General features: G+C 38.2%; 29 protein-coding genes. 21 read left to right on the top strand and 8 right to left on the bottom strand.

What is annotated here, in order from left to right; all coding sequences use genetic code 11:
* Positions 1-562: 562 nt before the first annotated feature.
* Together M3183_RS08070 and M3183_RS08065 are read left to right on the top strand one after the other, a co-directional pair.
* Entirely contained in the window at positions 563-691 is a 129-nt protein-coding gene (locus M3183_RS08070) for a YjcZ family sporulation protein (RefSeq protein WP_251468334.1), read from the top strand.
* A gap of 265 nt (positions 692-956) precedes the next feature.
* Positions 957-1,178 (top strand): spore germination protein, encoded by a 222-nt coding sequence (locus tag M3183_RS08065; protein ID WP_251468332.1) that lies wholly within the window; start codon positions 957-959, stop codon positions 1,176-1,178.
* Positions 1,179-1,209: 31 nt separating this feature from the next.
* On the opposite strand, the gene M3183_RS08060 is transcribed toward M3183_RS08065, so the two are convergent.
* On the bottom strand, positions 1,210-1,680 hold the full coding sequence (locus M3183_RS08060) for a hypothetical protein (protein WP_251468330.1): 471 nt from the start codon (positions 1,678-1,680) through the stop codon (positions 1,210-1,212).
* Positions 1,681-1,820: 140 nt separating this feature from the next.
* Complete coding sequence (locus tag M3183_RS08055; protein ID WP_396953705.1) at positions 1,821-3,161, bottom strand: cation:proton antiporter; 1,341 nt, start codon at positions 3,159-3,161, stop codon at positions 1,821-1,823.
* Positions 3,162-3,832: 671 nt separating this feature from the next.
* Between M3183_RS08055 and M3183_RS08050 the strand changes: the two genes are divergently transcribed.
* The 3 genes from M3183_RS08050 to M3183_RS08040 all read left to right on the top strand — a co-directional run bounded on the left by M3183_RS08050 (position 3,833) and on the right by M3183_RS08040 (position 6,450).
* Positions 3,833-4,204 carry a PepSY domain-containing protein gene (locus M3183_RS08050; RefSeq protein ID WP_251468328.1) on the top strand — a complete coding sequence of 124 codons (372 nt, stop codon included), beginning with the start codon at positions 3,833-3,835 and terminating at the stop codon, positions 4,202-4,204.
* 247 nt (positions 4,205-4,451) lie between these two features.
* Positions 4,452-4,934, top strand: coding sequence for a DUF2680 domain-containing protein (locus M3183_RS08045; RefSeq protein ID WP_251468326.1), 483 nt, complete (start codon positions 4,452-4,454; stop codon positions 4,932-4,934).
* Positions 4,935-5,076: 142 nt separating this feature from the next.
* A complete protein-coding gene (locus tag M3183_RS08040) occupies positions 5,077-6,450 on the top strand; it encodes an MDR family MFS transporter (protein WP_251468324.1) in 1,374 nt (457 codons plus the stop codon).
* 585 nt (positions 6,451-7,035) lie between these two features.
* On the opposite strand, the gene M3183_RS08035 is transcribed toward M3183_RS08040, so the two are convergent.
* From M3183_RS08035 to M3183_RS08025, 3 genes are all read right to left on the bottom strand, one after another.
* Positions 7,036-7,308: a YqhV family protein gene (locus tag M3183_RS08035; protein ID WP_251468322.1), complete on the bottom strand. Its 273-nt coding sequence runs from the start codon at positions 7,306-7,308 to the stop codon at positions 7,036-7,038.
* A gap of 128 nt (positions 7,309-7,436) precedes the next feature.
* Positions 7,437-7,727, bottom strand: coding sequence for a hypothetical protein (locus M3183_RS08030; RefSeq protein WP_251468320.1), 291 nt, complete (start codon positions 7,725-7,727; stop codon positions 7,437-7,439).
* Positions 7,728-7,781: 54 nt separating this feature from the next.
* Complete coding sequence (locus tag M3183_RS08025; protein ID WP_251468318.1) at positions 7,782-9,026, bottom strand: MFS transporter; 1,245 nt, start codon at positions 9,024-9,026, stop codon at positions 7,782-7,784.
* Between the two features lie 169 nt (positions 9,027-9,195).
* On the opposite strand from M3183_RS08025, the gene M3183_RS08020 reads away from it, so the two are divergent.
* Together M3183_RS08020 and M3183_RS08015 are read left to right on the top strand one after the other, a co-directional pair.
* Positions 9,196-9,963, top strand: coding sequence for a phosphosulfolactate synthase (locus M3183_RS08020; protein ID WP_251468316.1), 768 nt, complete (start codon positions 9,196-9,198; stop codon positions 9,961-9,963).
* Positions 9,948-10,493 carry a histidine phosphatase family protein gene (locus tag M3183_RS08015; RefSeq protein ID WP_251468314.1) on the top strand — a complete coding sequence of 182 codons (546 nt, stop codon included), beginning with the start codon at positions 9,948-9,950 and terminating at the stop codon, positions 10,491-10,493. Before M3183_RS08020 ends, M3183_RS08015 begins: the two co-directional genes overlap by 16 nt.
* Before the next feature lie 66 nt (positions 10,494-10,559).
* On the opposite strand, the gene M3183_RS08010 is transcribed toward M3183_RS08015, so the two are convergent.
* Entirely contained in the window at positions 10,560-11,177 is a 618-nt protein-coding gene (locus M3183_RS08010) for a YitT family protein (RefSeq protein WP_251468312.1), read from the bottom strand.
* Between the two features lie 283 nt (positions 11,178-11,460).
* Between M3183_RS08010 and M3183_RS08005 the strand changes: the two genes are divergently transcribed.
* The 13 genes from M3183_RS08005 to M3183_RS07945 all read left to right on the top strand — a co-directional run bounded on the left by M3183_RS08005 (position 11,461) and on the right by M3183_RS07945 (position 23,292).
* Positions 11,461-12,156, top strand: a complete 696-nt coding sequence (locus M3183_RS08005) for a Na-translocating system protein MpsC family protein (RefSeq protein ID WP_251468310.1) — start codon at positions 11,461-11,463, stop codon at positions 12,154-12,156.
* Between the two features lie 117 nt (positions 12,157-12,273).
* Positions 12,274-13,743, top strand: coding sequence for a PAS domain-containing sensor histidine kinase (locus M3183_RS08000; protein ID WP_251468308.1), 1,470 nt, complete (start codon positions 12,274-12,276; stop codon positions 13,741-13,743).
* Positions 13,744-14,109: 366 nt separating this feature from the next.
* Entirely contained in the window at positions 14,110-14,961 is an 852-nt protein-coding gene (locus M3183_RS07995) for a 2OG-Fe(II) oxygenase (protein WP_251468305.1), read from the top strand.
* Positions 14,962-15,098: 137 nt separating this feature from the next.
* Positions 15,099-16,979: a molecular chaperone HtpG gene (gene htpG / locus M3183_RS07990; protein ID WP_251468512.1), complete on the top strand. Its 1,881-nt coding sequence runs from the start codon at positions 15,099-15,101 to the stop codon at positions 16,977-16,979.
* Positions 16,980-17,223: 244 nt separating this feature from the next.
* On the top strand, positions 17,224-17,526 hold the full coding sequence (locus tag M3183_RS07985; protein ID WP_251468303.1) for an urease subunit gamma: 303 nt from the start codon (positions 17,224-17,226) through the stop codon (positions 17,524-17,526).
* Positions 17,527-17,546: 20 nt separating this feature from the next.
* The gene (locus tag M3183_RS07980; protein WP_251468301.1) at positions 17,547-17,876 is read left to right on the top strand and encodes an urease subunit beta; all 330 of its coding nucleotides are present in this window, start codon (positions 17,547-17,549) and stop codon (positions 17,874-17,876) included.
* Positions 17,873-19,585 (top strand): urease subunit alpha, encoded by a 1,713-nt coding sequence (gene ureC / locus M3183_RS07975; RefSeq protein ID WP_251468299.1) that lies wholly within the window; start codon positions 17,873-17,875, stop codon positions 19,583-19,585. Before M3183_RS07980 ends, ureC begins: the two co-directional genes overlap by 4 nt.
* A gap of 12 nt (positions 19,586-19,597) precedes the next feature.
* Complete coding sequence (gene ureE / locus M3183_RS07970) at positions 19,598-20,053, top strand: urease accessory protein UreE (RefSeq protein WP_251468297.1); 456 nt, start codon at positions 19,598-19,600, stop codon at positions 20,051-20,053.
* The gene (locus tag M3183_RS07965) at positions 20,046-20,732 is read left to right on the top strand and encodes an urease accessory protein UreF (protein ID WP_251468296.1); all 687 of its coding nucleotides are present in this window, start codon (positions 20,046-20,048) and stop codon (positions 20,730-20,732) included. Before ureE ends, M3183_RS07965 begins: the two co-directional genes overlap by 8 nt.
* A gap of 104 nt (positions 20,733-20,836) precedes the next feature.
* Positions 20,837-21,448, top strand: coding sequence for an urease accessory protein UreG (gene ureG, locus M3183_RS07960; RefSeq protein ID WP_251468293.1), 612 nt, complete (start codon positions 20,837-20,839; stop codon positions 21,446-21,448).
* Between the two features lies 1 nt (position 21,449).
* A complete protein-coding gene (locus M3183_RS07955) occupies positions 21,450-22,274 on the top strand; it encodes an urease accessory protein UreD (RefSeq protein ID WP_251468291.1) in 825 nt (274 codons plus the stop codon).
* Positions 22,275-22,347: 73 nt separating this feature from the next.
* Positions 22,348-23,010: a HoxN/HupN/NixA family nickel/cobalt transporter gene (locus tag M3183_RS07950; protein ID WP_251468289.1), complete on the top strand. Its 663-nt coding sequence runs from the start codon at positions 22,348-22,350 to the stop codon at positions 23,008-23,010.
* Positions 23,011-23,073: 63 nt separating this feature from the next.
* The gene (locus M3183_RS07945; protein WP_251468287.1) at positions 23,074-23,292 is read left to right on the top strand and encodes a hypothetical protein; all 219 of its coding nucleotides are present in this window, start codon (positions 23,074-23,076) and stop codon (positions 23,290-23,292) included.
* A 39-nt stretch (positions 23,293-23,331) separates the two neighbouring features.
* Here M3183_RS07945 and M3183_RS07940 read toward each other — a convergent pair whose 3' ends face one another.
* Together M3183_RS07940 and M3183_RS07935 are read right to left on the bottom strand one after the other, a co-directional pair.
* A complete protein-coding gene (locus M3183_RS07940) occupies positions 23,332-24,258 on the bottom strand; it encodes an urea transporter (protein ID WP_251468285.1) in 927 nt (308 codons plus the stop codon).
* Positions 24,259-24,392: 134 nt separating this feature from the next.
* Positions 24,393-25,250, bottom strand: a complete 858-nt coding sequence (locus M3183_RS07935; protein WP_251468283.1) for an MBL fold metallo-hydrolase — start codon at positions 25,248-25,250, stop codon at positions 24,393-24,395.
* A 468-nt stretch (positions 25,251-25,718) separates the two neighbouring features.
* On the opposite strand from M3183_RS07935, the gene M3183_RS07930 reads away from it, so the two are divergent.
* Positions 25,719-26,561, top strand: a complete 843-nt coding sequence (locus M3183_RS07930; protein WP_251468281.1) for an aldo/keto reductase — start codon at positions 25,719-25,721, stop codon at positions 26,559-26,561.
* Positions 26,562-26,682: the final 121 nt, after the last annotated feature.

Here is a 26,682-nt window from a genome sequence, read left to right as displayed (position 1 = left end):
AAATGGCCCTTTTGGAGTATTTGACGACTGTGTAACCCCAATGATTAAAACAATAGCCCCATACATAAATTAGAGTCATAAGCATTAGGAATTCCTCATTTAAGCAATAATCATTTCCAAAACGTTCAAGTGGATTCCTGGTTACAGGATAAGTTCAGCGTTTTTTGTTTAGGGGGGTTACTTGTATCAGGTGTAATGGCATTAATTAATACCTTTGGAGCCATGTACGGCTGCAATTTATGCTTAGTATAACCAACAACTCCATGATTTGATGCAGTGTAAGATACCCCCGGCTTTTGCCGTTCTTTTGCAAATATGTAATGCTTCCGCTCTTTAATCCAGATTCTGCTTTGGTCTGATTGTAACTTTATTTAGAGGTTTTCCTATTTCTCAATTCCTCACCATATCGATTATAATCTAAATTGCTTATCTTTAAAAGAAATAAAATACATCTAATCAAATTTTATTCCAAATTCCTGCATCAGATAAAAATGGGTAAATGCCGTTCCTATTTCAATTACAGTACATATTCTGTCAGTAGTTTAAAAAGGAGGTTTGTTAAATGGCTGATGGAGTAGGATACGGCGGCGGTTTTGCCCTGATTGTAGTGTTGTTTATCCTTTTGATCATTGTTGGCGCATCATTTGTTGGCGGATATGGTGGATTCGGTGGTTATGGTGGTTTTTATTAAAATCAAACAGTAAATTTGAAAGAGAAGGGGACTTTCATTTAGAAGGGCCCCTTTTTATGGTTGCTTTTAACAAGAGATCATCATTTCCTGTTGTTTCTCCCTGGACTTTCAAGAATAGGTTGAAGAAAACATAGGAAGAATTTTTTAATTTATTTCCTTCAGACACTAACAGACCTCAGTTATCATATCGTACATTAATTAAATTAAAAATGGGTTAAAAATCTAACTATCTTAAAATAAGTCTAAGTGAGAAGGATGAATGTTCATGCCGGTAATTGTTGGGCCAATAGAAATTTTGAATGTAAGCGGGGATGGTATTCTAAATGTTGGTGATGCAGCTTTTGTAACACCAAAGTCAAGTGCAAAAACGTTTGGTGGTTCAGGTGGATTTAATACTGGCGGGTTGGTTTTCTCAGCTACAGGAGCCAGTGGCACTAACGTGATTGATACAGACGTGGTTGATGAGCCAATGGCCGGAAATAAATAAAAAAATGATTTTACGGCGGAAATTCCGTCGTCTATTTTGTGGTTTCGACGTTTTGCTCTGTCATCTTTTCAAAAAATTTTTGGAATGCGTAATTTAAAAATGCATTTGTAATAATTAATGAAAAAAACTTGGTGGAACTTATCTTTATTTTAAAGAACTTCAATTTTCTAAATAAAGTGATGATAGGAAAGGCATAAATTAAATCTGCAATGATATTGATGAAAGAATATAAGAAATATTTCCCCTTGGATAAATGGAAAACCCAGAAATTTGCGAAAAAGTATGGCCCCATTATCAAAATTAATGTATCACACACCATTGCACTTGCTCCGCCTTTAACTTTCCACAGTTTGTGGACGGTAAAATAGAAAATCTCCAAAAGAAGAACAGTTGATGAAAACAATGTAACAGGTAAAAATTTAATATACGATTTTTTAGGAAGAAGCACAGCCGCAATGATTGAACATAAAACAATGAAGACTCTTATGGAATTTTTCAACATCTAAAAACCTCCAGGTCGTAGTTTTTTATAATTTGCACAAAGTTTGGTATTTTCATTACAAAATGATTGGTTGTTTGCCAAGCTTCCCTTTGGATGTTAAAAAATCAGCGGGGTATGGAGCCCCGCTGATGTAAAATCCATTATACCGACTGATTGATGGATTTGATCTTATCATCTTCATTTATTTTATGCGGTACTAAATTTTCATCACCCGGCATTAGCCTCCACCCTTTGTTCACCACAATCCGAAGCCATGTTCCGGGCATCCAAGAAGTAACTAGTGCGAGCATGACAAGGATAGCGAAAAATTCCTGGTTGATGATACCAGCTGTATATGCTACAGAGGACAAGACAATTCCCGGGCCGCCCCGGTCATTTATGGCCACACCTAAATTGAAACTTGTAAAATGATCCTGTTTCATTGCACGAGAAGAGAGATATACTGCTAAAGTTTGTGTAAGGGTGGCAAATAATAAGTAGACTAGGAAGAATAGAGGGTTAAAGTGCCTTACTAAATCTAATTGCAGCCCTACTGTTGCAAAATAAATGGGAATAAACCAGGAAAACGATATATTGGAAACACTTTGTTCGACACGTTCGGATACACCTTTTGGTAAGGCAACCTTAGCAATAATACCGGCAAGAAGTGCACCAAATATAGTTTCAACATGCAGGCTGCCGGCTACTGAAGCGAGTATGAACATTATAAATAAAAAGTAGCCTAAATTAGAAGCGCGAAATAATAAATTTTGTTTTACAATGGTCATTTTTTTAAAGAGGAAATATCCGAGGACGAAAGTACCTATGATGAAACCAACGGAAATCCCCACACTTTTGAATGCTGAACCAACTGTAAAGACGCTGCCTTGGCTGGCAATAGCTGTTGCAAATCCTAAAGCAACCCATAAAAGAATATCATGGACCCCGGCACAGGCAACAACAATTTTGGCGAACCTGGTATGCATGATTCCAAGGTCATTAAAAATTTTCGAAATAACAGGAATAGAAGTAATCGCAATGGAAACGGCAATCACTATTTTCATGGCCAAAGGATTATTGGCTGTTCCTAAATAAGGGGTGATATTGAATAAATCAGCTGCAAACCAGCCAACAATGAAAGCAGGGATGGTTGCCCCAATCACCAGCCCGGAAGTTAATTTAAGATCATCTTTATTAAAACGAGTTTGAAACTTCAGTCCAGATGTAAACATCAACATCAGTAACCCAAATTGATAAAGCAGACCAAATAATTTGTCCTCCATAGGAAAACCAAGAAACAACCAATTAAATGCATCCGGAAAGAAATGACCCAATAGGGTTGGTCCAAGTACTAAACCGGCTGCGACCTCTCCAATCACACGAGGTATGAAAATCTTTTCGGCCAGAAATCCTAATAAATGAGCTGTTGCGAGAAGGAAGCCCATTGCTAATAAAAAATGACTAATTTCGGCACCAGTTAAACTAAATACAGTGTTTTTCACTTCCTTTTTTATTTTTCCTTCTAATTAATTTGGCAGTACTGTTCAAATATGGATTTGCCCCTGTTTTGGATAATCTGGATCTTTCCGGTGGATTGATATTTATAATAATTGAAAACCTCTAATTGGTAATCTGCCCCAATTGGTATCTGGAAAGTGTGGTTAAATTCACTGTCAGAATAATTCCCATAAAAAATAACGCTGTCAAAATAGGTGATGGAAGTCCCAAACTTATTGGTTTTGACAATGGAATACTTAACTGGCCAAGAATGATTATGTGTGATCTGGTGTCCATTTATTGTAATGGAGGGCTGATCAACTGAAAATTTACTGCTTAAATAAAAGGGGTTTTCAATCCCCAGGCCCCAGGTTATATACTTATCACTCCTTTGACTCTCTTTGTTTTTTCCTCGCTTTGGAATCCAAGTTTTAAATTTTGCTAACTGTTGGAAAAATGGTTCTAGAAAACTGAAAAATCCCGCCGCGGTCATCATCCTCTCCCCTTAACCAAATTGTATTGATACTGTATTATTTGCGAGTGAGGACAAATTCGTAACGGTATATACCCAGCTTGTCAGTTTTTTTGGACAAATTAATCAATATTTTTTAGTAGTGAATGAATAAGACTGTTACACACAGCAAAATATAATAAAAAATAAAGGAGGGTGATTTTTGTGAGGAAAATTCTATTGTTTGCTGCTCTACTAATCCCATTTGCTTTTGCAGGTTTTCAGAATACATATGTTAAGGCCTCCCACTTACTAGAAGCCGAAAATAATCGCATTTCTGAAAAAGAAGCAAAAGAAATCGCATTGAAAAAGGTAAATGGGGAAGTCGTCAAGGTAACATTGGAAAAAGATGATGGCAGAGAATATTACGAGGTCATTGTTAAGAGCTCAGATATTCATTATGAAGTAGAAATTGATGCTAACACCGGCCAAGTGGTTGAGGTAGAAAAGGAAGGTTCGCGTAACGGGAATCATGAAGACGATCATGATGACGATGATGGTCATGAAGATGATGACGATGATCATTTAGACGATTAATACATTTCCTAAAGTTGCATGTCTTTGTTGATATGCAACTTTCCATATTATCCCGTTAACGGGCAGTAAGCCCCCGCTTCAAAGCTGGTTTTAGCGTAAGCAGAGGTTTAGCCTGAACCAATCGGGGTAGTACTAACTCTTTATCGGTGCGCCAGCATCGATATCAAGTCAGTAAAACGGGACTAACAATCAGTGAAGGATAAACCCCCGCTGATTAAGGTTTCACTTTATCTGAAGGAGAAAATGGATGAGAAAGAAATTTCTAGTGGTCGTCCTATTTTTCTTATCATATTCGCTGATGCCCTTTCAATCATTTGCAGAATCCAATAATAAAAAAATGAATGAGAAAGAAAAGATGGAATTAGACTATGAGAATTCCAATCCAAAACAACCCGAATATGAAATTGACATGGATTCAATTGATAAGCTGGGACCATTCAATCAAAATGATAAAATAATTGATTCCGATTTGAATTGTACAAAAGATATTCCCTATACATTAGCGCAAAAGCAGCGGCTGGATCAAATTTATCATCGTATTTATATGGATTATCTAGCCTTAATTGAAACCTATGCATGGGCAGGGGCATTAACTCAGGACCAAAAACTGCTGCGCTATAAAATGTTAAGGAATTATGTTTTAACCTTTCCAAAAAGAAATTATAAATGGTGCAGTGAATATGAAGAAGATGAATGGGAGGAAGAATGGTTTAACAGTGATAATGACTAATGATGAAATGAAACGCTGTGCTAGGGCGGCAGCGTTTTTTTCGTGTTGAACCAAAACAAATTTTTTGATTGAGTAAATAAATTGAAATCATTATAATGGGTAATGCTGTTATTTTATTGTAAAGGAAAAGGAGAAAAAATAGATGGTTGGTGAAACAAAAAAAAATTCGGTTATTGCTGCCCTTATGATTGCCACGTTTCTGACGGCAATTGAAGGTACAATTGTCAGTACAGCAATGCCAAAGATTGTGGAGGATTTAGGCGGCAGTCAGCTGTATACATGGGTTATTTCTGTTTATTTATTAACAACAGTAATCAGTACGCCGATTTTTGGAAAATTAGCAGATTTATACGGCAGAAAGATTATGTTTACGATTGGGGTCGTGATCTTTCTATTTGGATCAACTCTTTCCGGGCTTTCCCAAACAATGGGACAGCTTGTGGTATTCCGGCTGATTCAAGGAATAGGAGCAGGTGCATTAACGACGATTCCATTTACAATCATAGGAGACGCCTTTTCATTTGAACAGCGGGCGAAAGTTCAGGGGTTGATGAGCAGTGTTTGGGGGATTTCAGGTATTATTGGACCTCTTGCCGGAGGATTTATTGTTGATTCAATCTCCTGGCATTGGATTTTTTTCATGAACCTTCCGTTTGGTATTGCTTCTCTTATTCTGTTATGGGTTTCCCTGCATGAACAATTCGAAAAGAAAAAGCAAACCATCGATTACGCTGGTATTGTTACGTTTGCAATCAGCATGACGGCATTTTTGTATGCATTAACTGTGTTTAAAGAAGAAAAACATGTAACTGCCAGTATTTTATCCTTATTTATTATTGCTATAGTTGGAATAGGACTCTTTATTAGGATTGAGCTGAAGGGGAAAGAGCCAATGCTTCCACTCTCTTTATTCACCAATCGACTCCTTTTAATTTCTAATCTGGCTGGATTTTTATTGGGATTTATACTAGTAGCAGTAACGTTTTATATCCCATTATGGGTCCAAGGAGTCACCAATTTAAATGCAACTTATTCAGGTATTGCAATGCTGCCAATGTCTATCACTTGGCCTTTTGGAGCAGTTTTCTCAGGTAAATGGCTGGCGAAAACATCGATTGGAAAAGTGGTCTTTACAGGGATCTCCATTTTATTAATTGGATGTATAGGTTTAATTTTCTTCCATACTCATACAACGGTTCCATGGATGATGTTCGTTAACGCTGTGATTGGATTTGGTTTTGGAATCGCGATGACAACCTTTACAGTTGCTGTTCAATCTGCTGTTGATTGGACATTAAGAGGGGCAGCAATGGGTTCTAATAACCTAATGCGAAACCTTGGGCAAGCCATCGGAATCGCTGTGTCGGGTTTATGGTTAAGCGATGAATTAAGCGGACCCGCTTTAGAAACGAGTTTGCATACAGTATTTATTTTATTATCTGTCTTAGCCCTATGTTCTTGTGCGATAGCCGGATTTCTTTTTAGCAAAAATGGACGAGAACTTTCGCTGCAATAATGAAGATAAAGGCTGACCCAAATGGTTGTTCAAAACGACTTTTCGAGTTCGGCCCTTTTCTTTTTAAAAAAATATTGGATATTATTGGATAAAATTAGTTCTCCCTGTTTTTTTCTCCACTTTTTGTTGTTTTTCATTGGATGCTGCCCATTTTTTAAATTGTGGGCAACGCAAATAAGACCCCATTCCGCGGTTGTCCGGTAGTGGTATAATTCATATACATAAGAAAATCTTCCTTTCAGGTGTTATGGTGTGTGGTAATTTCATTATGCCAAATGGAATGATTTTTTTATTTTTTTTGCACAAACCTTACTATTTCCTCTTTGTTGATTGGAGTGGAAGGCGCGCAGACTCCTCGTAAATGCTAACGCATTTCCTTTGAGCGTGGGAGGATTCAAAGATGTCAATTCAGTGTCCTGCGGGAGTACGGGGCAGGGGAGACCCCACAGGAGCGTATGCGACGAGGAGGCTCGCCGGCACGCCCGCGGAAAGCGAAGCGTCTGGAACGGAAATCAACAGACTAGATTCAGAACAGTAAAAATAAAAGGAGGGCTGCCCCTAAAATTTTGACTTTTGGGACAACCTCTATGATTTTACCCCAATCAAAATACAGCTTACCCCTAGAAAAATCCAAAGTATTTTGCCGATGGATATATTACCGACCATTCCAAGTACACCAATCGTTGTGGTTAAGATTAAAATAACCGGCCCGACGAGCGCAAGCGAACTATTTACCATCAACGCTTTTTCCACTGAATTAAATTTTATCATTAAGATTGCAGCAAGAATTTCGATGCTTCCAGACAAAACCTTCAATAACGCCATACCCAAAACCGCTATTTCAACAAAGATAAACATAGGTTCCTCCTATACATCTGCAGTTCATAAACAGTATATGCTGCAGCATTTAGGAGAAGGACAAGTTTTTAAAAAAAGAAATAATAAAAGCTCCAATCCGGTGCTGCACCTATTGGAGCCTTTATATACTACTGCTGCGAATCTTCCTCTTCTTCATTTAATTTTATCTTTTTGCAGCCGACATACAAACAGGAATAAATATCAAGGCCTGGTTTCGCTTTTGCCACTCCTTTTATGTAGGGGGTAACTAAATCACGGAAATCAGCTCCAACTTCTTCTTCCTCTAATATTCCATATACATATAATTTCTTTTCAGCAAACAAAAAGGCTATATTCCCGACGCCTTTGTTTTTAGCATCAATGATGTTTAAAACTTGATATTCCGGAGTTATTATCTCGGGTGAAAAGAATATTGGCAAATGGATCAACTCCTTTTTCATTATTGGGCAGCTGTTTCTCTCATAACCGCATTCCTAAGTAAATTGCAGTTTTTCAAATAAACTATCGTTATCTTTTTCGGGTTTCTTTTTCGCCACTTTAATTAATACCAGGCAAAGAAGCCCGCAAAACAATGTCAGGCCTGCTGTTATTAAAAACATACCTGGACGGGACCAATCCATTAATTTACTGAATATCGGGGGACCGATGGCAACCCCTAGAAAGCGGACTGACCCATATAAGGATGTTACAAAACCCCTTCTGTCCGTTGGAACAGATCCTGTAATGAAACTGTTGATGCATGGAAGAACAAGTCCAGTCCCTATGCTGCTGATCACAAGAACAGAAAAAAATGGAATTAACTTTGTAAAGAAAATTAAACTGGCAAAGGAAGCGGTCATTAATAGAAGACCTAAGACAATTAATGCTTTCATAAGCCCCATTTTTTTCCCGATTTTACTTCCAGTTATATAAGAAGTAGTGGTCATAAACAATAAGGGGACAGCTAGGATAGCTCCCTTCAATAAACCATCAATTTGATGGTCTCTTTCAAGAATATCCGAGATATAAAATAAAATGCCGAATAATGTAAAAAGGCATACAGCACCCGTTAAATAGGCTGCAAACAACCATCGTCCCTCTGTTTTAAATACTGATACAAGACCTTTCACATATTCTCCGACTGGCGGCGGTTCCTTTTCCGACTTCTTTTCTTTTATGAAAAAAATCGTTAATAAAATAGATATGGCGCAAAAAATGGGAAAGGCAAAGAAGGTTGCATACCAAAATAGAAGGGCTAGAAGTGAACCAATAATCGGACTGATTACTTTCCCGAAACCGTTGGATGCTTCCACTAATCCCAATACCTTACTTTGTTCCCCTCCCTTGAATAAATCCCCCGTCAAGGCCATAGCGATTGGTGCTGTTCCTGCAGCACCAATTCCCTGCATGATTCTTCCGGCCATGATCCACATATAAGAATTGCCAAACCAGGCCGCCACAGCACCTGCTAGAAAACCGCCGCAGCCATATAGAATAAGTGCAGGGATAATGACGGCCTTCCGTGAAAAACGGTCAGATAAATAACCTAATACGGGAATTGAAATGGCTGCCGCAATTGAAAAAACAGAAATAACCAAGCTGACTTTAAATTGTGAAATGTCAAGTTCTGCTTTCATTTCTGGAAGAACTGGGATTAACATTGAATTGCCCAGGACCAAAATAAGCGGGATGGAACTAATGGCAAGGATAGCTAAGCCTTTATTTTTTTGTTTCGGCAATGTATGTACACCCCTCTAACTGTAAGAATAAGCGCTATTAGTTTTTGGATTACCTTTGCAGTTTATTCAAGGCAAAATACCAATTTTAAGGAAAATGCCTAGTACTTACACACTTACCCACATTTTGAATATCCTATCCTAGAAAAAAAGGAGGAGGCGGAGGGTCTTAATGAATTTTTTAACCTTACCAAAAAGGACAACAGGAAAAAGAACTTATGGATTAACTTCAATAATTGATCTAGGAACTCCAATGGGCGAATTAATAAATAATCTATCTGATTATAGTCATATTATTGATTTTGCAAAAATTGGTATCGGCTCCGCATATGTCACGCCAAATATTAAGAAGAAAGTAGAGCTTTACCAAAAATTTGATATAAAACCCTATTGTGGCGGCACTTTATTTGAAAAATGTTATTATCAAAATAAATTACCGGAGTATAAGGAATATTTACAGGAACTGGGGATTGAATGGATTGAAGTTTCAAACGGAACAATAGATATTCCCTTAAAGGAACGCCTTCATCTCATTTCTTTCTTTAAAGAACATTTTAACGTAATCGCTGAGGTTGGTTCAAAAGATGCCGATAAGATTATGCCTGTTTCAAGCTGGAAAGAGGAAATTAATCTCTTATTAGAAGCAGGATGTGAATATGTCATTACGGAAGGAAGAGATTCAGGGACTTCAGGCATTTATGAAAAAGGCGGCAGTGTGAAGTCTGATTTAATTCATGAACTATTAAAGGATATAGATCCAAATAAAATTATTTTTGAAGCGCCTTCTCCAAAACATCAAATGTATTTTATTAAAGAAGTTGGCCCTAATGTAAATTTAGGGAATGTGAAGCTTCAAGATGTGCTGATCCTCGAGGCTCAGCGCTGTGGACTTCGAAGTGAAACATTTTATTTGGAGGAACTTGAATGCAGATTACCTTGATTAGACATCTTCCCACTGAATGGAATAAAAAACAAAAACTTCAGGGGAGAAGGGATATCCTGATTTCAGATGTCTCTTCCAGTTCGAGGAGTCAAATTGAAGAAAACTTACATGTTTTAAAGGCACTTTCACCATTTGATGTGATTCTAGCCAGTACTTTAAAACGGACCCAGCAAACAGCTCATCAATATCAGTTTGAACCTAAAATTGAAAGTCTGCTGGATGAATTGGATTTTGGACCATTTGAGGGTCATTCGAAAGAATTGCTTTTTAAAATGTATGGTGATACATGGCTGGAAAACCCTTCGTCTTTAGTATTAGGTGAAAGTATCCAGCATTTAGAAGATAGGATTATTTCGTTTATTCAAAAGTATCAAGGATGTTCCAATGTATTAGTGTTTGGCCATGGCTCGTGGATCAGGGGTCTGATTTCGATTTCCCGCTATGGTCATATAAACAATATGAATAAAGTTAGTGTTGCAAATAATGAATGTGTGACCTTAACGGTGAAAAATGCATTGGAGTGTTAAAAGTTTGCTTCATAAGAGTCTAGGCATGCAGCTAAAAGGAAGATCCATCAAATGGGTCTTCCTATTTCAGCGTCTTCGCCAATTAGCAGATAAGAATAGCAGCTGTCGGAATTTTAATTGATAGATTATGTCGATAATATTAGTTGAGAAGAATTGACAAATTACGGCGTAAATAACAATTTTATAATTAATAACTAATGCCGTAAATGAAAAAATGAACAAGTTGATTGCCATCATCACTTTTCCAGGGCTCCATTTTTTATATGTAGCGATCATTAGTGCCGGAATAACCATCCCGCCGCTCGATGCACCAGCGCGAATCAATAAACCCACTCCAATCCCATAGAACAGAGCTCCTGCTGCCAGATCAATTAAAATATGAACATGAAAATGCGGCACGTGGTCTGTTATAAATGAGACGATTGTTGAGGTAACAGCAACCGAAAGAATTGTGCGAAAAGTCCAAGTATAGCCAAAATATTTTAAAGCGAATAGCAAAAAGACAATATTAGAAAGCCAAAGTGAAAATCCAAGCGACAAGCCGAACCAATGATTTACCAAAATGGCGAGACCTGCCGCCCCTCCGGAGGGAATGGAGTGTGGAAATAAAAACAAGGACATACCGAGTCCTTGAAGTGAAGCTCCAAATAGTAAACAACAATAGGTAACGAAAAGTCTAATCATAAGGACGATAAAATCGAATCATAAGTATTAGATAATTGATTTTCACACATAATTCCTCCTAAAGGACCTGCCTTCTTGTCCATTTTATGAATCGACTGAATAAAATATGAAGGAAAGGTTAAGGACGGGACAACGCAAATTTTTTTAAAAGGTTTATTTTAATAAAAATCGTTAAAAATATGGGAAATTAAAGTAAATATATGATTGAAATAAAAATTATTTACGATTAAAATTATATTAGGATAAAAGAAATAAAGCTTTTATCTAAAAAGGAATGAATAATATGGAAACGAATGTGAAACAGCAGGAAGTAAGCAGTTATATTGGTAAACTTCTCCGGGATAATTTCGGAAAGGGGCCGGAATCTGTTTATGTTTCAATCAATAATTCCATTATTACCATGTATTTAAGAAATTTTATTACCCCGATGGAAAATGTTTTGATGGCTAGGGATGAGGAAAAAACGGTTATGCAGACGAGAGATATGTTGATGCAGAGCCTGATTCCTGAAATTAAAGCATATGTTAAGATTGTTACAGGTTTAGATATTAAAGAATTTTATTATGACTGGAATTTGCATAATAAGTCAGGGATTTTTACAGGGATTTGTTCTGAATTATTTAAAGATGAGGATTTGCATGATTTTACTTATCCTGGAAAAGAACGAATACATAAAGAAATTTCAGATGTCAGTCTTCATGCGCAAAAAGTGCCTGATGAAATTGTATCGATTTTATTAAATCCAAGGACATTAATCGTGATTAGAAATGGGATTCTTGTGAGTATTGAAAAGGAACTGATCCGTTTAGGATATCGTGAAACATTAAAAATAGCCAAAAGGAATTTGGAAAAAACATTACTCCATAATAATCATAATTTTGAATCCATTCTTAATACAAAAGTCTTAGATATTTTTATCGACTGGGATTTACAATTAGATAGGAGTTCCATTGTTTTTATATTAAAACCAATTGGATAAATGGTGGGAATGAACTAGACAAATATTGAGCTAGACATGAGCCAAATTAGGGATAGATTTATTTGTCTATTTCTAATTTGGCTTTTTTAATAATATGAAAGGAACTTATATAGAGAGATGAGTAGTTCTATATCAAATATTAAAAGAGAAAAACGGCAAATGCTCGAAAACTATATTAGGGATAATTTATCAAAATATAAGCCTATTTTGACTTGTGATTCTGATGCCATCTTTGTAATGGACTTAGACGGCTTTTTTATCCCATTAAACCCATCATGTGAGAGTATATTTGGTTATGAAAGAGACCAATTCTTAAAAATGACTTATATGAAGGTTGTATCGCTGGATTATTTAGAGCGGACATTATCCTTTTTTTATAAAGCATTAGAGGGGCAGCTGCAAAACTTTGACTGCCAAATCATTCATAAAAATGGTGAAATCCTTGATGTGAACATAACAAACTATCCCATTATTATCGATGACGAAATTGCTGGTGTTTATGGAGTAGCGAAAAATATTACAGCAATTAAAAAGAAAAGAAGACGATTAATGGAAGAAATTCGCCAGCGGGAAGAGACCTACAGGGAAATTGTTGAGCATTCACCTGATGCTGTCATTATTGCAGGAAAGAAGAGCATTCTCTTTGCAAATGATACAGCTGTATATTTGTTCGGTGCAAGGGAAAAAGATGATATTATTGGGAAAAATGCGCTGGATTTTCTTCATCCGGCTTATTTAGAAATCGTTCAGAAACGGATTCAAATCGTTCAAAATGGTCAGCCGGTTGATTTTATAGAACAAAAGCTGATCCGCCTAGACGGCCAAATGGTTGATGTGGAAGTAAAATCGATTCCAACCATCTATCAAAATATTCCAGCCAGGCACATCATCATCAGGGACATCACCGAGAAAAAAAGAACCCAGAAACTGCTGTTAGAATCCGAAAAGTTAACGGTGGCAGGTCAGCTTGCAGCAGGAATTGCTCATGAAATCAGGAATCCATTAACAGCAATCAAAGGTTTTCTTCAGTTAATGGAGGTAAATAATGCTAGTGATCATTCCTACATTGATATCATTAACTCCGAAATGAATCGAATTGAGCTCATATTAAGTGAATTATTGATTCTTGCAAAGCCTCAGGAATTTAAATTTGAGAAAAACTGTTTAAAGACCATTCTAGAGCATGTAAAAGCCTTAATTGATACACAAGCTAATTTAAATAATACGAAGGTTATCATCCATTACTCCACTGAGATTCAAGAAATACGCTGTGATGAGAACCAATTAAAGCAGGTCTTTATTAATTTTTTGAAAAACTCAATCGAGGCCATGCCGAATGGCGGAGAAATTAAGATTGTGGTGAAACAACATAATGACGACCATATTCAAATTTCGTTCATCGACCAAGGATGCGGCATACCTTCTGAAAATTTAGAACGGATTGGCCAGCCATTTTTCTCAACAAAAGAGAGCGGAACCGGCTTAGGCTTAATGATCAGCAAACAGATTATCGAGAATCATAAAGGAAAATTCGAAATTTCCAGTGATACGACTGGAACAACCATAAACGTGACTTTACCTCTATAATCAGCGGGCAGGGTTTACTGCCCGTTTTTTTTTGGCAGTGCTAACGATAAATGGATTTTATGTAAGTATTTTGATTGAAACGGATGGCACGAAGACTCTTCGTAAACGCTATTCCATTTCCTTCGTTCGCAGCAGGATTCCTGAATGTGATTCCCTGTTCTGCTGGAGTTATGAGGCAGGGGGTGACCCCTCATGAGCCAAAACGCCATGGAAGCTCAAGCTCCCCCGAATCCTTATGCCTGAGTGAGTGCGAATAAACTCCTGGTTTTAACACAGCATTTACAAAAATTTGAGAAATATAAATCTATCAAATATGATAAAATACTCTTCAGAACAGAACAATATATGGAGAGAGGGGATAACCAAATGGAAAAACTAACTCATATTTCAAATGATTTGAAGGAATGGATCGTCAATACCCTCAAAACAGGCGCTAATCCTGAGATGATCGCCAATGCCATGATTAAAAAAGGCTTTGATCCGATATTTGCATACAAAGTCTTACTGAAACTTGTCAATAATCAACCCGTTCAAACCTCAGGCGGCAATATGCCCCTATACAAATACGAAACCCCGGAGATTGGGAAAAAAGGGACGATTCTATCTACTTCAGACCGGGATATTAAAGTTTTAATGAGAATTGAAAAGCCTTTCACACTGTACTTAGAAAATGTACTCAGTGAACAGGAATGTGATGAATTAATTGAGCTTTCCAAAAATCGTCTAAAGCCATCTCGAGTAGTAGATAATGTTACAGGAGAAATAAAAGCTGCACCTGGACGAACGAGTTCGGGCATGTATTTTCGTCTGGAAGAGACCCCTCTGATTGGCCGGATTGAACGAAGAATCGAAGAATTGACAAATATTCCAATTGAAAACGGGGAGGGGCTTCAAGTCCTTCATTACAAAGAGGGCGAGGAATATAAACCCCATTTTGATTATTTTCCTGAGAGTAAAATTCAAGAGAGCACCGGCGGACAAAGGATTGCGACTGTCTTAATTTATTTGAATGACGTGCCTGCTGGCGGTGAAACTATTTTTCCAAAGGCAGGAGTATCAGTCACTCCCAAAAAAGGATCAGCTGTTTACTTTCATTATGGCAACAGTGAGGGACAGGTGGATCGTTTATCGCTCCACAGCAGTATTCCGGTTGCGGAGGGGGAAAAGTGGGTATCAACAAAATGGCTGCGTCAAAGTGAAATCTTGGATCGTACTTAAGTGATAGATTGACAAAAGTAGGATTTTGTGATAATACAATAATTGTTAGCACTCTTATTTGGAGAGTGCTAATTGTTTGCTTTGAACCCTTTCTAACGATTATAATGACTATGTCAAAAATGGAAGGAGAGATCATGATGGAAACAAAGCAGTTTAAAGCGGAATCCAAACGTCTGTTAGACATGATGATTAATTCTATTTATACTCATCATGAAATATTTTTAAGAGAGCTGCTATCAAATGCCAGCGATGCGATTGATAAAATCTACTATAAAGCATTGACAGATGATTCCTTAACATTTGATAAAGACAGTTACTACATAAAAGTGGCAGCAGATAAAGAAAACAGAACGTTAAAGATTACGGATACCGGGATTGGAATGACCAAAGAGGAACTTGAAAATAATCTTGGTACCATTGCTAAAAGCGGCTCTTTAGCATTTAAAAGCGAAAATGAGATAAAAGACGGCTATGATATTATCGGTCAATTTGGTGTGGGCTTTTATTCCGCCTTTATGGTGGCTGATACCGTAACCGTAATCAGTAAAGCATTAGGCAGTGAGGAAGCCTTCAAGTGGGAATCGAAAGGTGCCGAAGGATACACGATTACCCCTTGTGAAAAGGATTCTGTCGGGACGGAAATCATTTTAAAAATCAAAGAGAATACCGAAGAGGAAAACTATGACGAATATCTTGAGGAGTACCGCCTAAAATCAATCATTAAAAAGTACTCTGATTTCATCCGCTACCCAATTAAAATGGATGTAACCTCCAGAAAATTAAAAGAGGGAAGCGAGGATGAATATGAAGATGTTGTGGAAGAACAAGTAATCAACAGTATGGTGCCGATTTGGCGGAAAAATAAGAAAGAGTTGACGCAGGAAGATTACGATAATTTTTATGCCGAAAAGCGTTATGGCTTTGATAAGCCGCTTAAATCCATTCATATTAGTGTGGATGGGGCGGTTAGATATAATGCCATCCTTTATATTCCGGAAAAAATCCCATTCGACTATTATTCACCTGAATACGAGAAAGGGTTAGAGCTTTATTCCAGCGGTGTTCTAATCATGAATAAATGTGCTGACCTGCTTCCTGACTATTTCAGTTTTGTAAAAGGTATGGTAGATTCTGAAGATCTATCGCTGAATATTTCAAGGGAAATGCTGCAGCATGACCGTCAATTAAAATTAATAGCCAAAAATATTACTAAAAAGATTAAAAGTGAACTGCAAAGCTTGTTGAAAAATGAACGAGAAAAATATGTGGAATTCTTTAATTCTTTTGGCAGACAATTAAAATTTGGGGTATACAGTGATTATGGCACACATAAAGAAGAGCTGCAGGACCTATTAATGTTCTATTCTTCTAAAGAAAAGAAACTTGTAACACTTGATGAATATGTATCAAGAATGCCTGAAGATCAAAAGTATATTTATTATGCTGTAGGTGAATCAAATGAAAGAATTGAAAAGCTTCCGCAAACAGAACTGGTATCGGATAAAGGCTATGAAATTCTATACTTCACCGACGACATTGATGAATTTGCCATTAAAATGATTATGAACTATAAAGAGAAGGAATTTAAATCCGTCTCCAGCGGTGATTTAGGCATTGAAGGAGAAGAGGCGGAAAAGGAAACCGCCGCAGAGGAAGAAGAAAATAAAGAGTTGTTTGAAGCAATGAAAACGGCCCTTGGCGATAAGGTGAAGGCTGTTCGAGTTTCCAAACGATTAAAATCCCACCCTGTATGTTTAACGACAGATGGTGATGTTTCCATTGAAATGGAGAAAGTTCTAAGTGCCATGCCTAATAACCAAAACATTAAAGCCGATAAAGTACTTGAAATAAATGTAAATCATGAAGTATTCCAATCACTCAAGGATGCTTTCACAAATAACAAGGAAAAACTAAATTTATATACAAGCCTGCTTTACAATCAAGCATTGTTGATTGAAGGTCTTCCAATCGAAGATCCTGTAGAATTTACGAACGATATTTGTAAAGTAATGGTTTAATTATTTTTATAATGGAAAATCAGCCGAAAATATTCAAGTTAATCAATGTAAACTTGAATATTTTCGGCTTTTTTTAATTTGAGCCTTTTCGGAAATGAATCACCTTGGAGGGAAATTTCGTATTGCATATTTGAATAAGCAATTAAATGAAAAGATTTTTCTATCGGGTTTAAATGTTCAAGAAAATGGAGATTTATATTGAAGTTGGATAAATATAACAAAAGCATTAGAAGGAGGCATAGTGATGTTATTAGTACCCCGTGAGATAGACAAGCTTATGATTGTGGTAGCGGCTGATCTTGCAAAAAGAAGAAAAGAAAGAGGACTGAAATTAAATTATCCAGAGGCAGTTGCCCTGATCACGTATGAGGTGCTTGAAGGTGCACGGGATGGAAAAACCGTGGCGGAATTAATGGAATATGGTGCTTCCATCTTAACTCGTGACGATGTAATGGAAGGAATCGCTGATATCATCGATGATGTTCAAGTGGAAGCCACCTTCCCAGATGGTACAAAACTAGTTACTGTGCATGATCCAATTCGTTAAATGATTCAGGAGGGATAACAATGGAATGGGAACCAGGCCAATTGTTTTTAAAAGAAGAACCCATTATTTGTAATGAGGGAAGAGATGTATTGAAAGTGAAGGTAACGAACACGGGAGACCGTCCAGTTCAGGTTGGATCCCACTATCATTTCTACGAAGTAAATGAATCTTTGCAGCTTAATCGAGAAGAGGCCTTTGGAAAAAGGTTAAATATTCCGGCAGGTGCTGCTGTACGATTTGAGCCAGGAGATGAAAAAGAAGTTGAATTGGTTCCATATGCTGGAGAACGCAAGGTTTATGGCTTTAATAATAAAACGGACGGCTCGATCGAAGGAGGACATGGCAAATGAGTTTTGAAATGCCGAGAAAGCAGTATGCCCAAATGTACGGCCCAACTACGGGAGATTCCATCCGGCTGGCAGATACAGACTTGATTATTCAAATCGAAAAAGACTATACCACTTATGGTGAGGAAGTAGTGTTTGGCGGCGGTAAAGTTATTCGGGATGGAATGGGGCAAAATCCGCTCGTCACTCGCGGTGAGGGAATCCCTGATGTGGTAATTACCAATGCTGTTATTTTAGACTATAAAGGCATTTATAAAGCAGATATTGCCATTCGTGACGGAAAAATTTCCGGAATTGGTAAAGCGGGAAATCCATTATTAATGAATGGAGTAGATATCATTATCGGTGCTTCCACTGAAATTATTGCTGGTGAGGGGATGATTGTCACAGCCGGCGGACTCGACACACATGTGCATTTTATCAATCCAGCACAAGTCGAAGTGGCCTTAACGGCAGGTCTTACTACGTTAATTGGCGGCGGTACAGGACCGACTGCGGGTTCAAGAGCAACAACCGTTACTCCGGGTGAATGGAATATTCACCGAATGCTTGAAGCAATAGAAGGGCTGCCAATCAATATTGGATTAACCGGAAAAGGACAGGCAGCAGAAAAAGAACCGTTAGCTGAACAAGTTAGAGCCGGTGCTATCGGCCTTAAAGTTCATGAAGACTGGGGAGCTACACCTTCAGCTATCGATCATGCATTAAGTGTAGCGGATGAATATGATGTGCAGGTGGCCCTTCATGCCGATACCTTAAATGAAGCGGGTTTCGTTGAAAATACGATGGCGGCAATTAAAGACAGGGTTATTCATATGTACCATACAGAAGGTGCCGGCGGCGGTCATGCACCTGACTTAATAAAATCGGCAAGCTATATGAATGTACTGCCATCTTCAACCAATCCAACGCTGCCTTATACCATTAATACAGTTGATGAACATTTAGATATGCTGATGGTTTGCCACCATTTGAATCCATCTGTACCGGAGGATATTGCTTTTGCCGATTCACGGATTAGAAAGGAAACCATTGCAGCAGAAGATGTCCTTCAGGATATGGGAATCTTTAGTATGACAAGTTCTGATGCACAGGCGATGGGCCGGATTGGTGAGGTAATCTTACGGACTTGGCAGGTAGCCGACAAGATGAAAAAAGAAAGAGGCTCGCTTAAAGGAGACAGCAAGCTATCCGATAATAATCGTGCAAAGCGATACATTGCAAAATATACGATTAATCCTGCGATCACTCATGGAATATCCGATTATGTTGGTTCCATTGAGGTTGGGAAAATTGCTGACCTTGTCATCTGGAATCCAGCATTTTTCGGGGTGAAACCAGAGTTAGTTCTAAAGAGCGGTTTTATTGTCTATGGAATGATGGGGGATGCAAATGCTTCTATTCCCACACCTCAGCCGGTTGTGAACCGTCCGATGTATGCAGCAGTTGGTAAAGCGCTGCAAAAAAACTCCATCACCTTCATTTCTCAGGCTGCATATGAAGGAAAAGTTCATGAAAAACTTGGATTAGAAAAAATCATTCTTCCGGTAAAAGGAATCAGGAAATTAACCAAGAAAGACATGAAACTGAACTCAGAAACTCCAGAACTGACGGTTGATCCGCAAACATATGAAGTGAGGGTCAACGGTGAATTGATCACGAGTTCCCCTGCAAAAGAATTGCCGATGGCGCAGAGATATTTTCTATTTTGAGGTGAATAAGGCTTGTTAATCGAAAGAATTGAAACGAATATTGAGGATTTGGAAAAAGAGGAAATTATAAGGCGTCATATTGAAAAAGTCTATCTTGAAAGTGATCATCTGGTAAAAAGGATTCAGCGCGTTACCACCGACCATGGACGGGAAATCGGTATTCGTTTAAAAGATCCACGTGATCTTGCTGCCGGTGATGTACTTTTTATGGATGAAAAAAATATGATTGTGATTGATGTGATTGCTGATGATTTATTGGTCATCACCCCAAAAAGTATCAATGAAATGGGAACGATTGCTCATCAGTTAGGAAACAGGCACCTTCCAGCACAATTTGAAGATGATGTGATGATGGTTCAATATGATTACCTCGTGGAGGAACTGCTTCAAGAACTGAATATTCCGTACAAACGAGAAAACCGTAAAGTAAAGCAGGCATTCCGCCATATCGGTCACAGCCATGGATGAGAAAATTTTAGCATTATTTCAGTTATGTGATTCAAATTTTCCAACAGGTGCCTTCAGCCATTCATATGGACTTGAAAGTTATATACAGGAGAACAAAGTACATAACACTGAAACCTTTACCCAATGGCTTAAGGTATATATTCATGAACAGCTGATCTATTCAGATGGCCTGGCTGTTCTTCTTACATACCAAGCATTAGAAAGAGAAGATTTTCAAAAAGTATGGAAGCTTGACCGGCTTCTGACGGTACAAAACCTGCCTCGTGAAACGAGAGAAGGATGCATGAGAATGGGAGAACGGATGCTGGAGCTTGTTCAGGCTTTATATGATATCCCCATTCTTACCGCCTATAGGAAAAGGATTGAAAACAAACAATCATTCGGTCACCCGGCCATTGTTTTTACGATGGTCGCCCATGATCTGAACGTCTCAAATTCAGACGCTATTTTATTTTACTTGTACTCTGTTGTTTCCAGTATGGTCCAAAATGCGGTGCGCGGCATTCCATTGGGACAAACGGCAGGACAAAAAGTAATTCGTGCCATTCAGCCCGTATTGGTTAAGGCTGCTGAATTGATTCAACAGTTAAATGAAGAGGATTTTGGTATTGTCTCTCCCGGCATTGAGCTTTCACAAATGAGACATGAACGTGTTAATATAAGAATTTTTATGTCGTAGTCTTTGTAAAAAATATTGCTGATTTCCGTTAGGTTGACTAAAACGGAAATCAGCACGCAAGTTGAATAAAAACTATATTTAAAAAGAAGGGACGTGTTTTTCTTATGGAACCAATTAGAATTGGAGTAGGCGGGCCTGTAGGAGCAGGAAAAACAATGTTAGTTGAAAAACTGACACGACGTTTGAATAACGAAGTCAGCATGGCGGTTGTGACAAACGATATTTATACAAAAGAAGATGCGAAATTTTTAATGCAAAATGGTGTCCTTCCTGCTGATCGAATTGTTGGGGTAGAAACGGGAGGCTGTCCGCATACGGCTATCCGTGAAGATGCTTCGATGAACTTTGCAGCCATCAATGAATTAAGGGAAAAGCACCCAGATGTCGAGCTGATTTTTGTAGAAAGCGGCGGTGACAACTTAGCGGCAACCTTCAGCCCTGAGCTGGTTGACTTTTCTATCTATATTATTGATGTGGCACAAGGGGAAAAAATCCCGCGAAAAGGCGGTCAGGGAATGATTAAATCAGATTTGTTTATTATTAATAAAACTGATTTAGCGCCGCATGTTGGGGCAAGCCTTGATGTGATGGAGTCTGACACTAAAGTGTTCCGTGGAGATAAGCCGTTCACTTTTACCAATTTAAAAGATGAAAAAGGTTTAGATAATGTGATTGATTGGCTGAAACAGAATGCATTATTAAAGGGATTGGCCTAATATGGGAGATTGGACGGGCGTTTTGCATTTAAATGCAGAAGACAGAAAAGGAAAAACAGTAGCAAAGAATGTTTATTTTCAGGGTGCATTTAAGGTTATGCGCCCTATTTACCATGATGATTCTGGACGTGCTTGTTATTATTTATTAAATCCCGGCGGCGGCTATTTAGATGGGGATCGCTATCAAATGAAGATTTCCCTTGCGGAGAATGCCAAGATGACTTTAACCACACAGGGAGCGACAAAGGTATATAAAACGCCTACTCATTTTGTTTATCAGGAATCTGAAATTTCCCTGCAAGCCGGCAGTTATCTTGAATATTTTCCAGATCAGTTGATTGCCTATCAAAATGCTCATTATAAACAAAAAAATGTCTTCCGTATGGATCCAACAGCGACATTGCTTTACACAGATATCATTACTCCCGGATGGTCACCAAAGGGGGAACGTTTTAGCTATAAAACCGTTCAATTATTAAATGAAATTTACATGGATGATGAACTGGTTGTCTATGATCATTTGAAATTAAATCCAGCTGTTCAAAATCTTCCTGGCTTAGGTTTTATGGAGGGATTTACTCATTTAGGTTCCATGATTGTGGTAGACCAAAAAATAAATAATCCCTTTCTTGACCAGTTATATTCCCTTATCGATGAGAATACATTTGATTATAAAGTCGGACTATCTTCACTGCAGGTACCAGGATTTACGATTCGAATATTTGCAAATTCCACCCAGAATATAGAAAAAATCTTTTTATCCATTCACCGTCTGATAAGTGATGAATGGTTCCAAGCGAAACAATATTCTCTTCGAAAATATTAATCATTACCCCGGCAGTTTAGGTAGTCTGCCGGGGATTCATATACATAAATAACTTTTTAGGGGAGGATGAATAATGGATGTCACATTGTTTTCCGTCTTAGCTTTAGGGTTTATATTGGGGATTAGGCATGCAATGGAACCGGATCATATGATTGCGGTTTCGACGATTGCAAGTCAAAGTAAAAAATTATGGCAGGCATCACTTGCCGGTGTTTTTTGGGGAATAGGACATACAGTAACACTTTTTGTTATTGGTATTGTCTTCATTGTTATGAAAAATGATATTCCAGAAAAATGGTCGCTTTCTTTAGAATTTTTAGTAGGAATTATGCTGGTTTATCTGGGGATTGCTGCTATGTTATCCATTCGGAAAAAACATGAACATTCTCATCATCCAGATCATTTGCCAAGGGTGAAAAAGGTTACATACTATAAATCCCTGTTCATTGGGTTTGTTCATGGGATTGCCGGAAGCGGGGCTATGGTTCTTCTTACCATGAGCACAGTTCATTCCGTGTGGCAGGGAGCTTTGTATATTATCATATTTGGAACAGGAACGGTCATTGGCATGTTAATTTTTACAACCATTATTGGAATTCCATTTATTTTAAGTGTAAAACGCATCGTTACCGGTAAGGCATTGATCTTAACAACGGGTGCCATTAGTACGGTTTTCGGAATTTATTACATGTATAATCTTGGTGTAAACGATGGTTTATTCAGTCTTTGGATTTAACTTTTGAATACACTTCTGTGATAATGGAGAAACTCCTTTTGTAACACAAAAGGAGGGTGAACTATGTTGGAAGATTTTGAAGTCAATCATTTGTTTGAGGGTTCTGCAAAAGAACATCCTCATTTTTCCCTAAGTGTAGATGGCAGCCGGTACAAAGGGATGATTCATGGAGATAAAGTGCATTGGTACCATCCCCATCCCAAACAAACACTTGAAGAAGAACATGTGGATGCAATTGAAGATGAAGTTTTTAATAAGATGACTGATTACTTAGATCAATGAAAAAGCGGCTGTCTCGATTTTGTTCGGGACAGCCATTTTTTAAATACGGGGCAATACCTTTCTTGCTCCGAGGAAGATCCAGGTGCAAAGAACAAATGGCATGGTGAGTGCCGGCATTCCATATGGCAGGAGCCATGTATCTATGCTTGCTGTAATAGGAACGGTTAAACAAGCAGCAACAATGCCGGATAAAAGGACATTCCGATTGTCCTCTTTGAACACAGCCGATACCGCGAGTATGGTTAAGATGGCATTGTAACCATAAAGTCCATGGAAGATTAGGGAATGTTCGCCGCCAAGACCATAGGATGTCAACAAAGCAGCAGCATTTCCGATTATGGCATAAAGCCCCAATCTCCATCCTGCCCAAAAGACTGCAATAAAAAGCAAAACACCGGAAAGATTATGATCAAGGAAGTAAATTTGTCCCATTCCATCCACGGCTCCGTCCAGCCAATGTGGTTCTCCTTTAATATCCAGGTCCCAATTTGATAAAGTCTGCGGTTTAAGGTCAGGACTAATTTTAAAGGTGGCCAGCCTGTATGAAGCTAGTAAAAGAAACCAGGTTGTAACAATATAAGGGAAAGTGAGGATAGGAATCCCGCTTTGCCGCATAAAATACATTATTGCAGCTGTGACAATGGCGGCAATAGCTGCCCCAGCCAAGGCAATCATCCATCGATCAGATCCGCTTAAAAACAAGAATAGAGCCATTCCGGCCAGCACCGAGTTGTATCCCAATAAACCTTGGTTCATACTTTCTTTTTCAGCACCTCCTGCTATGCCGATCAATGTACCAATTATGCTTGATAATAGAGTTACTATTCCTAAAGAATATGAGGCAATTGTTATTCCTGCTAAAATTATAAAGCCAGAGACAGCATTATCAATAAAAATAACTTGAGCGATTCCTTTCAAAGATGTAACAATAAGCCATATAAAATTATTTTTTAAAATGGATAACAACCCCTTTTAAAGCCTAAAAATGAATAATAGAAAATGAGTAATGTTTCCAAACTCTATTTTCTTTATTTGAATTTTTGGAAATGTATATAGCTGTCAGAAGCCAAGTGGAATTTCACTTGGCTCCTGACAGCTTTTTAATGTTTTTGGCCATCCGTATACTTTCCATAATCAGGGATGGCAATCTTGTCAAATTCATTGGCCAGCTTTTGGAGCCCTTCTGTTAATACCTCTCCTGACATTGGTTTGCCGTGCCCGGTAACAGCATAAGCAGGTTTTATATCATAGAGCGTTTTTACTGAGGCCCATGCTGCCTGCCAATCAGTTGTCAGATATCTTGGAGGACCATTCACTTCTTCTTCTTGGGTTATGACCTTATATAATGAATCCTGCCGTACTGTTACAAATGCATCTCCTGCAATTAACATTCTATCTTCTTTCCTAAAGAATGAAACATGTCCTGGAGAGTGTCCTGGTGTATGAATCCAGCGGAATCCTTGCAAGTATGGTACATTCCCATCTGCCGGCAATGGTTTAACCCATGAACCCAGGTTAATGGGTTCATTTGGAAACAGCGGGGACATTTTTGCTACTAACCCGCCTTCAACAGATGGATCGGGTTTAGGATATTTTGTTTTCCCAGTTAAAAAGGGGAGCTCCAATTCATGAGCATAAACAGGAACTTGCCAATGTTTTATTAGTTCGATAATGGCTCCGACATGGTCGAAATGCCCATGGGTCAATAAAATTGCTTTTGGGCGGCTCCCGGCTCCAAACCGCTCTTCCGTTACGGAGACTATATCATCAGCAGATCCTGGCATTCCTGCATCTACCAACACGAAATCATCCGATCCCGGGGTACCTGCTAAACAGAAATTTACAATTTGTATGGTATGGCAATACACATCCGGCACAACTGTGATTCCAACCCCGCTGCCTATCGAAGTCGCAGGGATGAATTTATAATCGCTGCCATATGATAGTTCTTGATCCATTTGCAAACTCCTTGTGATCGTAATAGTAACAGAAAATAGTTTATACATATCTGCTTGTGTTTATCCAATTCTTTATAAGTTTCGACTTTGGGCATTCCTCCAGCTCCATAAGGAAAGCTTCGTGAATATTAGCATCCCATAAAGGAAAAGCATGAGCATATTCTAAGAGCGCCCAGCCATTTTTTTCTCCCGTCGTATAAGCTACTAGAGTATCTCCCGTAAAGTGATAGCTTATAAGCAGCTCGAAGTCAAATAACTTTCGGCCTTAAAAGTCCAAAAAGAGTATTCCAGAACCGAAGAACATTGTAGGCCTTTAGGCTGACCACTAAGGAAAACGGTTAAGAATCATCATCGCAGGAACAAGCTGTGCTTGATTTGAAGACACTTACACTTCTATCATCCACAGGTTGTCCTAATGGCTGGATATTCAAAACTGATGTACTATAAATATAGAAAGGGGACGCTTTTATGCCAAAAAGTTTAACTGATACTACTACATTACATAACGGTGTTAAAATGCCTTGGTTCGGACTTGGGGTTTTTAAAGTACAAGAAGGATCTGAAGTAATTGAAGCGGTAAGAGCGGCACTTAAAAACGGATATCGGAGCATCGATACCGCTTCTTACTATCAAAATGAAGAAGGTGTTGGATTAGCGATAAAAGAATCGGGTATTCCAAGAGAGGATTTGTTTATTACCTCTAAAGTTTGGAATTCAGATCATGGTTATGATTCTGCGCTGCAGGCTTATGAAACAAGTTTAAAGAAACTTGGATTGGATTATCTCGATTTATACTTAATTCATTGGCCGGGCAAAAATAAGTTTAAAGAAACGTGGAAAGCACTAGAAAAACTTTATAAAGATGGACGGGTTCGTGCAATCGGTGTCAGCAATTTTAAAGTTCACCATTTACAAGAACTGATGCAGGATTGCGAGATTAAGCCAATGGTCAACCAAGTGGAATATCACCCGCATTTGACACAAAAAGAATTACTCGCCTTTTGTCAAAAAGAAGGGATTCAACTAGAGGCTTGGTCACCGCTAAAACGAGGCCAACTATTAAACGAGCCTGTTATTACTGAAATTGCTGGAAAACACGGGAAAACTCCAGCTCAGATTATCCTGCGCTGGGACTTGCAATCCCAAGTTATCACTATTCCGAAGTCCATAAAAGAGATGCGAATTATTGAAAATGCAGATGTTTTTGACTTTGAATTAACAGCAGAAGAAATGAAGAATATTGATGGATTAAATAAGGATGAACGCATTGGCTCTGACCCGGATGAAATGATGCGTGGGTTTACGGAGTAAAAATGGGGAATGGAAAAACAGCGAATGGTATATACTATTCGCTGTTTTCGTGATAATAAATTAATTTTAAAACTTGAACTATGGTTCATGTTAATAGAAAAAATGGTATAATTACATAGTT

It is taken from the genome of Neobacillus mesonae (genome assembly GCF_023715155.1).
In the GTDB taxonomy this organism is placed as follows: Bacteria; Bacillota; Bacilli; order Bacillales; family Cytobacillaceae; genus Neobacillus; species Neobacillus mesonae_A.
This window is presented reverse-complemented; position numbering and strand designations above follow the sequence as displayed.

What these genes read in the sequence shown, in the direction of transcription:
- M3183_RS08070 (WP_251468334.1), top strand. Translation starts at nt 563, where the DNA reads ATGGCTGATGGAGTAGGATACGGCGGCGGTTTTGCCCTGATTGTAGTG.
- M3183_RS08065 (WP_251468332.1), top strand. Translation starts at nt 957, where the DNA reads ATGCCGGTAATTGTTGGGCCAATAGAAATTTTGAATGTAAGCGGGGAT.
- M3183_RS08060 (WP_251468330.1), bottom strand. Translation starts at nt 1,680, where the DNA reads ATGTTGAAAAATTCCATAAGAGTCTTCATTGTTTTATGTTCAATCATT.
- M3183_RS08045 (WP_251468326.1), top strand. Translation starts at nt 4,452, where the DNA reads ATGAGAAAGAAATTTCTAGTGGTCGTCCTATTTTTCTTATCATATTCG.
- M3183_RS08040 (WP_251468324.1), top strand. Translation starts at nt 5,077, where the DNA reads ATGGTTGGTGAAACAAAAAAAAATTCGGTTATTGCTGCCCTTATGATT.
- M3183_RS08035 (WP_251468322.1), bottom strand. Translation starts at nt 7,308, where the DNA reads ATGTTTATCTTTGTTGAAATAGCGGTTTTGGGTATGGCGTTATTGAAG.
- M3183_RS08020 (WP_251468316.1), top strand. Translation starts at nt 9,196, where the DNA reads ATGAATTTTTTAACCTTACCAAAAAGGACAACAGGAAAAAGAACTTAT.
- M3183_RS08015 (WP_251468314.1), top strand. Translation starts at nt 9,948, where the DNA reads ATGCAGATTACCTTGATTAGACATCTTCCCACTGAATGGAATAAAAAA.
- M3183_RS08010 (WP_251468312.1), bottom strand. Translation starts at nt 11,177, where the DNA reads ATGATTAGACTTTTCGTTACCTATTGTTGTTTACTATTTGGAGCTTCA.
- M3183_RS08005 (WP_251468310.1), top strand. Translation starts at nt 11,461, where the DNA reads ATGGAAACGAATGTGAAACAGCAGGAAGTAAGCAGTTATATTGGTAAA.
- M3183_RS08000 (WP_251468308.1), top strand. Translation starts at nt 12,274, where the DNA reads ATGAGTAGTTCTATATCAAATATTAAAAGAGAAAAACGGCAAATGCTC.
- M3183_RS07995 (WP_251468305.1), top strand. Translation starts at nt 14,110, where the DNA reads ATGGAAAAACTAACTCATATTTCAAATGATTTGAAGGAATGGATCGTC.
- htpG (WP_251468512.1), top strand. Translation starts at nt 15,099, where the DNA reads ATGGAAACAAAGCAGTTTAAAGCGGAATCCAAACGTCTGTTAGACATG.
- M3183_RS07985 (WP_251468303.1), top strand. Translation starts at nt 17,224, where the DNA reads ATGTTATTAGTACCCCGTGAGATAGACAAGCTTATGATTGTGGTAGCG.
- M3183_RS07980 (WP_251468301.1), top strand. Translation starts at nt 17,547, where the DNA reads ATGGAATGGGAACCAGGCCAATTGTTTTTAAAAGAAGAACCCATTATT.
- ureC (WP_251468299.1), top strand. Translation starts at nt 17,873, where the DNA reads ATGAGTTTTGAAATGCCGAGAAAGCAGTATGCCCAAATGTACGGCCCA.
- M3183_RS07965 (WP_251468296.1), top strand. Translation starts at nt 20,046, where the DNA reads ATGGATGAGAAAATTTTAGCATTATTTCAGTTATGTGATTCAAATTTT.
- ureG (WP_251468293.1), top strand. Translation starts at nt 20,837, where the DNA reads ATGGAACCAATTAGAATTGGAGTAGGCGGGCCTGTAGGAGCAGGAAAA.
- M3183_RS07955 (WP_251468291.1), top strand. Translation starts at nt 21,450, where the DNA reads ATGGGAGATTGGACGGGCGTTTTGCATTTAAATGCAGAAGACAGAAAA.
- M3183_RS07950 (WP_251468289.1), top strand. Translation starts at nt 22,348, where the DNA reads ATGGATGTCACATTGTTTTCCGTCTTAGCTTTAGGGTTTATATTGGGG.
- M3183_RS07945 (WP_251468287.1), top strand. Translation starts at nt 23,074, where the DNA reads ATGTTGGAAGATTTTGAAGTCAATCATTTGTTTGAGGGTTCTGCAAAA.
- M3183_RS07935 (WP_251468283.1), bottom strand. Translation starts at nt 25,250, where the DNA reads ATGGATCAAGAACTATCATATGGCAGCGATTATAAATTCATCCCTGCG.
- M3183_RS07930 (WP_251468281.1), top strand. Translation starts at nt 25,719, where the DNA reads ATGCCAAAAAGTTTAACTGATACTACTACATTACATAACGGTGTTAAA.